The sequence below is a fragment of the Microcoleus sp. SVA1B4 genome, from assembly GCF_036700545.1.
Classification (GTDB): Bacteria; Cyanobacteriota; Cyanobacteriia; order Cyanobacteriales; family Microcoleaceae; genus Microcoleus.
Genome location: NZ_JAUBPB010000054.1, coordinates 40,693 through 46,692, shown reverse-complemented (window position 1 = coordinate 46,692; position 6,000 = coordinate 40,693). Strand labels below are relative to the sequence as shown.

Here is a 6,000-nt window from a genome sequence, read left to right as displayed (position 1 = left end):
CTAAGAAACTAACTTACTATTTTAATTGATATGGTGGTATGGGCGTCCCGCCCTTCAAAAATGGTCGGGCTGCACGCCCATCCCACAAAATTGTGGAAGTTATTTAATTCTCATTCCTTAGTTGAAAGAATGAATATATTAAAAAAAATCGTCAAGTTAAATTTATTAGGTCTCCGATAATTGGCAAAAAAAATGATAATAAAACCACAAAAATTAGGCGGAGATAAATTTTTAGGGCTGGGATTTTTCAAGCATTCCCAGTGCTGCGAGTCAGATATGCGGAATGTGCGCTAAAGAGCGATCGCACAAAAACTGTCGCAGTTGCACACCGATCGCCTCCAGAGAAAAATGAGTTTCCACCCGAATGCGAGCGCGCTTGCCCAACTCCCGCCCCCACACCCGATCGTCTAAAACCCGACCGAGCCCCCCCGCCAAAGCGGTTGCATCCTCACGGCGCACAACGATCCCGCCGTCAGCTTCGCCCCCCTCGAAAATATCAGGCACTCCAGGCGCGTCAGCAGCCACAACGGGCAACCCGCAAGCCATCGCCTCCAGCGGTGCCACCGGAAACCCCTCATGCCGAGAAGGCAAAGTATAAACGTCAGCAGCCGAGAGGTACTGTCGCATCAAAGCGCGATCGCGCACATATTTATTCACCCAAACAATGCCCGAAAGCTGCATCTGAGCGATTCGCTGGCTCAACTCCTCCGCGTCGCTACCAGTCCCCACCAGCAACAGCCGCAAATCTCGGCCTGGGCGATCGCGACAGATCCCTTCCCAAGCTTCCAGCAAAATATCTAACCCCTTGCGGCGGATGTCAATCCGCCCGTGACAGGCGACAATTTCAGCGTCACCGGGAAAACCCAGCAGTTGTCGAGCTTCCCCGCGATCCATAGGCTGCCACAGTTCCAAATCCAGCGGGTTAAAAATGCGGGCAATCTTGGCAGGAGGCACGCCATAGCGACTTTGCACGCGCTGTACCTCGGTTTGCGAAGCAATAATTAAACCCGCGCTCGCTTTGAGGGCGATCGGGCGCGACAAACCTTCCCAAGGACTAACCTGAAAATCGCCCCCCTGAAACGTGGCAAAAACAGGCAGCCCCATCCGCCACCCCAACCAAGTGCAAGCGTCGAAGCGCGGGTACTCGTATTCTTGGCAGAGAATCGCTTGGCAGTTTTCCCGTCGCAGTTCTGCCGCCAGCAACCCCAGCGGTGTAGCCAGATAAGGAGTAACGCTTTTCACCCCTGCCAACATCAGACGGCCCAGGCCTCGAACCTCTCCAAACATATCCTGAACCGTCCACCCTTGAGGGTTAACCATCTGGCGACGGACAGCTTGGTAAAGTTGAGGTGCGGGCAGGGTGCAGATTGTTGCACCTGTGTCTTTGTGGGTGTAGCGCACGGGTTCAGCCACGCTACCAGAGATGCAGAATAACACTGTCCGCACCCCTGCCCGTCGCAGCGCCTCAATGTAGCCAAACATCCAGCCCCCCGTCATTTCGTTGCAGAAAGCTTCAAAGGAAACCCCGATGGTATCTAAAAAATCTTCGATTAAATCGCCCCAGTGCAGGAGAGCGATCGTTGGTTCTGGTTGGAAATTCATAAATTTTATGGCTTCTGCCAAGCTGATGCTGTTTCCGTTCCCAGGGAATCAGGTTTGTGCCACCAATAGCTCGTCCACGTTACAGGACTCAGGGCAGTACAGAATAATAAGCGCATGAGGGCAGGCAAGCGAGAGAAGGCAAAATCATGGCAGACTACTGTCAGGGGATTGATAAAAGTAGCAGAACTCTGGTAAGGCAAACCGATTAATCCTGTCAGTTCATCGATCGTATAGCCGCGCCGAACGTGACCCCATTCTGCCATCACCTCTGCTTCAGGCGGACAGAGCGGTTTCATCACGCCGTAGTAGGGAAAGCGCCAGTTTTCATTGGGACTGCTCACTAATAAAAAACCCTTGGGTTTAAGAACTCGCAGCGCTTCAGATACAGCTTTTTGGTGGTCGGGAATGTGTTCGAGAACGTCGAACATCGTCACTGCATCAAAGGACTCATTTTCAAACGGTAAATTGGTCGCGTCGCCACAGATGAAGCGTACTTTTTCCTGCCGATTGCAAGGAACATTTGCATATTTAGGATCGAGGTCAATGTTAGTAATTTGCGCTTGCGGATAAAGTAAAGACGTTAAGCCTCCTTGACCTCCTCCTACTTCTAAAATTTCTTTAAAGGGCATATCTGGCGAAATGCGGTGAATTGCCCGCATCTTTTCTCGGTAAAAGAATCCCAGGGTCAAGGGCTGACCGAAAGGGTTGCGGGCTAAGAAATTGCCCAGCTTTTCTTTATGTGTTTCCGATTTCTTGGTCTCAACAACTGTTGCCATAATCTTCCTATAATTGGAAAAACTATTGATCCTTATTTACACGATTTTTGAGGTAAAAGCTGACTCCCGCAAAGCAACCTAATACCTCTGCCAATAGCGTTCTATTAATCCCTTTAAATCCGGTCAAAAGACCGATTAAAAATCGTTTCACATAATAGAGAGGTAAAATGATGAATAAGCGAAGCAAGTTCCCCCAGTGCTTGTAGCGCCCGAACTGAATCAAAAGGGCCGCGATGTGACCCCGCATATATTGGTACATCTGATGTTTCAAGCTATCGAGATCGCCCCGGTGATAGTGATAAACAACAGGGGTCGGATCGTAGTAGCAAATCCACCCTTCCGCCAGCACTCTATACCATAGCTCTGAATCTTCACTGCACCCAGATGCCCCTGCACCCAAGCGTTCGTCAAAGTCTCCTAGTAACTCAAAAGCTTCACGCCGAAAAGCCATATTTGCTCCTGCACCAATGCGCCAAACGGGAACCCCTAGGTGTTTCGTATCCTTAAAAAATTCAGCGTCAAAAGTCAGAGATCGGTATCCCCAACCAAAGCCAGTATCACCTTTTTGGAATATTAATTGGGCTTCTGTTTCGAGTTCAGCAGGCAGGACGAGGCCGGTTACAGCGATGATCTTGGGTTCGCGGAAGCTTTGTGCAATCCTGGCCACCCAGTCAGGGTGAACGATCACATCGTCATCGGTAAACGCAATAATGTCGCCTGTACAGTGGCGGATGCCAGTATTGCGGGCGACGCTTAAACCAGGGCGAGGTTCTAATACATATTTGACTCCAGGGATCTCAGCCACCAGTTGGCGGGTAGCGTCTGAACTCGGAGCATTATCAATCACGATGAGCTCGTGAGCAGGTTGGGATAAATTTTGCAGGGATTGCAAACATCGCGCCAATTGTTCTGGCCGATTTCGAGTGCCGATTACGACAGAAACAGATGCGCTGCTAGTCTGGTTCAAGCGTTCCTGCAGCTTGGCCAGGGGTTGCTCTAAGGCAGTCAGGGCATCAAACTCAGGGGACTGGTGCCACGCCCGATTTTTTTTGTAAACTTCTGGCAAAGGCGCTTTAAAACCTTGCTCTAGCAGGTGGCTGCCGACTGCAGGCGCGATCGCCAGCGCCGCTAGATTCGCTAGTTGTGAAGCCGAGATTGGCAACTGATCCTCTAAAATCTCCCGTTCGCCAAGGGGGATATTATGCCACCAAAACACTACATATATTCCGGCGTAGTTGGAAATCAAGGGCAATTCAGGAATATTTTCGCTCAATTCGACATTGAGAACTTTCCAAGGCTTGCTCACAGAAATTACCTCAAGAAATATTATTTATGAGCTGTTTAGCCAGCTAATTTTGCACGCCCCAATATCAAGCTGCGTTCTTCTGGGCTCATGCGAACCACACGGCTAATTCCGGCCCACTTACCACGGACAAAACTCCCATTTATCTCCACTTCCGCTGGATTCATCCGCCCCAAAGCTGCTCTTAAAGATTGAATCAGGACATTTTGGGAAGCTTTCACCGCATCGATAATAAATTTCAACAGCCAATCTCGATAAGAACCAGACCAGAGAAGAGAATCGCCCAAAACTTGAGAGGTTCCTAGACCATAGTTAATGTCGATCAAGTATTTTTGAGAAGTACGCCTAGCCGGAATAAAGTGTCTTAACTGACAGTCGGGAGTGTACCACAGGTCGTATCCTGCTCCGTAAATCCGCAAAGCAATTTCCACATCTCCCCCTGATATGAGCTTAGTTCCGATGCGATCTTGAAGTAACGGTTTATCTATCCAGCCAGTATGAGCGAGGGCTGCTCTATTCAGAACTAATCCTGCTCCCACTAAACAAGATTTTTTTTGGGGTTCTGTACCGTGTTCTTGTTGTGCGAAGGAGTACCCATAATTCAATACATATTTGGCTGGTAGAGTTTCCCAATCTAAAATTACTCGACCGCCAAAAGCCCCGCAGTCGGGATGAGCCGCTGCAAATCTAACAGCTTGTTCCACCCAATTTTCTGCCAGGAAGCAATCGTCATCTACAAAAGCAATCCAATCAGCAGTTGTATTTTTAACGCCACAGTGGCGGGCATAGGTTAATCCTTGCTGTGTTTCTGATACTGTAGAAAGCTGGGGAATTTGCCCCAAAACTCGATATTTTTCGACAATTTTCTGCGTATTATCGGTGCAATTATTGTCAACTACTAAAACTCTCCACTCTAGGTTGGGTGACACTCTTTGTTGGGAAAGAGCTGAGAGAGCTTTGTCTAAAACTGGAGCATTGTTATAAGTACAAATTACGATATCAATCGGCGGAAGCTTACTCATATTTAACTATTCTTCCCTGCGTTCAATAGGAAACAGATTTCGGAAAAAACTCTCCTAATTTTAGGCAAATTGCTGCCTAATTTTTTCAATTAGTTTTAAAGAGCGGGGATATTCCCCAAACAGACCTACAACACCGCCCCACAACTCGGCTAGAATCATGGACGGAGGCAATACATGGCACCCTCTGACACTTTTTTGTAACTGATTTAACTGATTGGCAAACCACCAGGCTACAAGCGAGCGCAATTTCGAGCGTTGGCTCGGATCGGTCTGATAAGATTTTACGACAAAAGCCATAAAACCTAAACCCCACGTCCAATACTGGCGGCGCAATTTTTCATATTCCCGGCGGTGTTGGTGAAACACCAGATAGCGAGGCTCATAGACGAGGGGATAGCCAGCGCGAACAACTCGATAAAACATATCTAAATCGCCACCGCCGGGGAGAGGCGCACCTGTATCGAGTGCATCATCAAATCCCCCTAATTTCAGTAGAACATCTCGGCGAAATGCCATATTGCAACCAGCTCCAAATATGCCAGCCCCACAGGGGTATAAGGGATTATAGGGCAAGATTTGACCATAACGAATTTTTTCAAAACCGCGTCGAAAGCCTCCTCTGCTTTCAAATAAAATTTGGGCTTCAGTCACTAACTCATAAGGCAGCACTAACCCTGTAAAACCGCCAGCATCAGGATTTTCTGCCCAAGCTTCCCTCAAGCCTTTGAGCCATTGGCGATCGGGCGTGACATCATCGTCAAGAAAGGCTAATAGTTCGCCATTTGCTTCCTGCAGGGCGCGATTGCGAGCGAAGTCTAAACCTGGTTTTGGTTCCCTGGCATAGCGAACTCCTGGTAGAGAGTCTACCAATTTCTTCGTTCTTTCATCTGAAGGTGCATTATCAACTACTAACACTTCAAAGTAAAGCTTTTCACCCGAAATAGGTGTTTGCAACTTGAGTAAATGTTGCAGGCACCGCGCCAAGTTGTCCGGCCGATCTTTCGTACAAATTGCTACTGTCAGCGGCGGAAAGGGATCGCCATTTTCGGCAGGAGTTAGCTCTTCTCTAATCGATTCCTGAAGTAACTTAATGCCAACCTCCCGTTCAATGATTTTAGCTAAATCTTCAGGAGAAAGGACGGTCTTGGGAGGAAGAGGCTGCATGATCAAACCAACAGCTTTATCTTTGCGCCGCACAACTAAGGCAATTCCTGTATCCTCCTCAGAAATTATCAGATTTGGGAGGGGCTGTGTCACTTCAATGTCAAGGATGGGATAAGGCATAAATAATTCACCA

5 protein-coding genes are annotated in these 6,000 nt (G+C 48.3%); all 5 read right to left on the bottom strand.

Translation table 11 applies throughout. The annotated features are described in order from the left end of the window. Positions 1–270: 270 nt before the first annotated feature. Genes QT987_RS21645 through QT987_RS21625 form a run of 5 tightly spaced genes read right to left on the bottom strand, consistent with a single transcriptional unit; the run spans position 271 to position 5,987 of the window. Complete coding sequence (locus tag QT987_RS21645; RefSeq protein ID WP_333244174.1) at positions 271–1,602, bottom strand: glycosyltransferase family 4 protein; 1,332 nt, start codon at positions 1,600–1,602, stop codon at positions 271–273. A gap of 5 nt (positions 1,603–1,607) precedes the next feature. Further along, a complete protein-coding gene (locus QT987_RS21640) occupies positions 1,608–2,378 on the bottom strand; it encodes a class I SAM-dependent methyltransferase (protein WP_333244171.1) in 771 nt (256 codons plus the stop codon). Positions 2,379–2,400: 22 nt separating this feature from the next. Then, complete coding sequence (locus QT987_RS21635) at positions 2,401–3,684, bottom strand: glycosyltransferase (RefSeq protein ID WP_333244168.1); 1,284 nt, start codon at positions 3,682–3,684, stop codon at positions 2,401–2,403. Between the two features lie 35 nt (positions 3,685–3,719). Next, positions 3,720–4,703: a glycosyltransferase gene (locus QT987_RS21630; protein WP_333244165.1), complete on the bottom strand. Its 984-nt coding sequence runs from the start codon at positions 4,701–4,703 to the stop codon at positions 3,720–3,722. A 60-nt stretch (positions 4,704–4,763) separates the two neighbouring features. After that, on the bottom strand, positions 4,764–5,987 hold the full coding sequence (locus QT987_RS21625; protein ID WP_333244162.1) for a glycosyltransferase: 1,224 nt from the start codon (positions 5,985–5,987) through the stop codon (positions 4,764–4,766). Positions 5,988–6,000 lie beyond the last annotated feature (13 nt).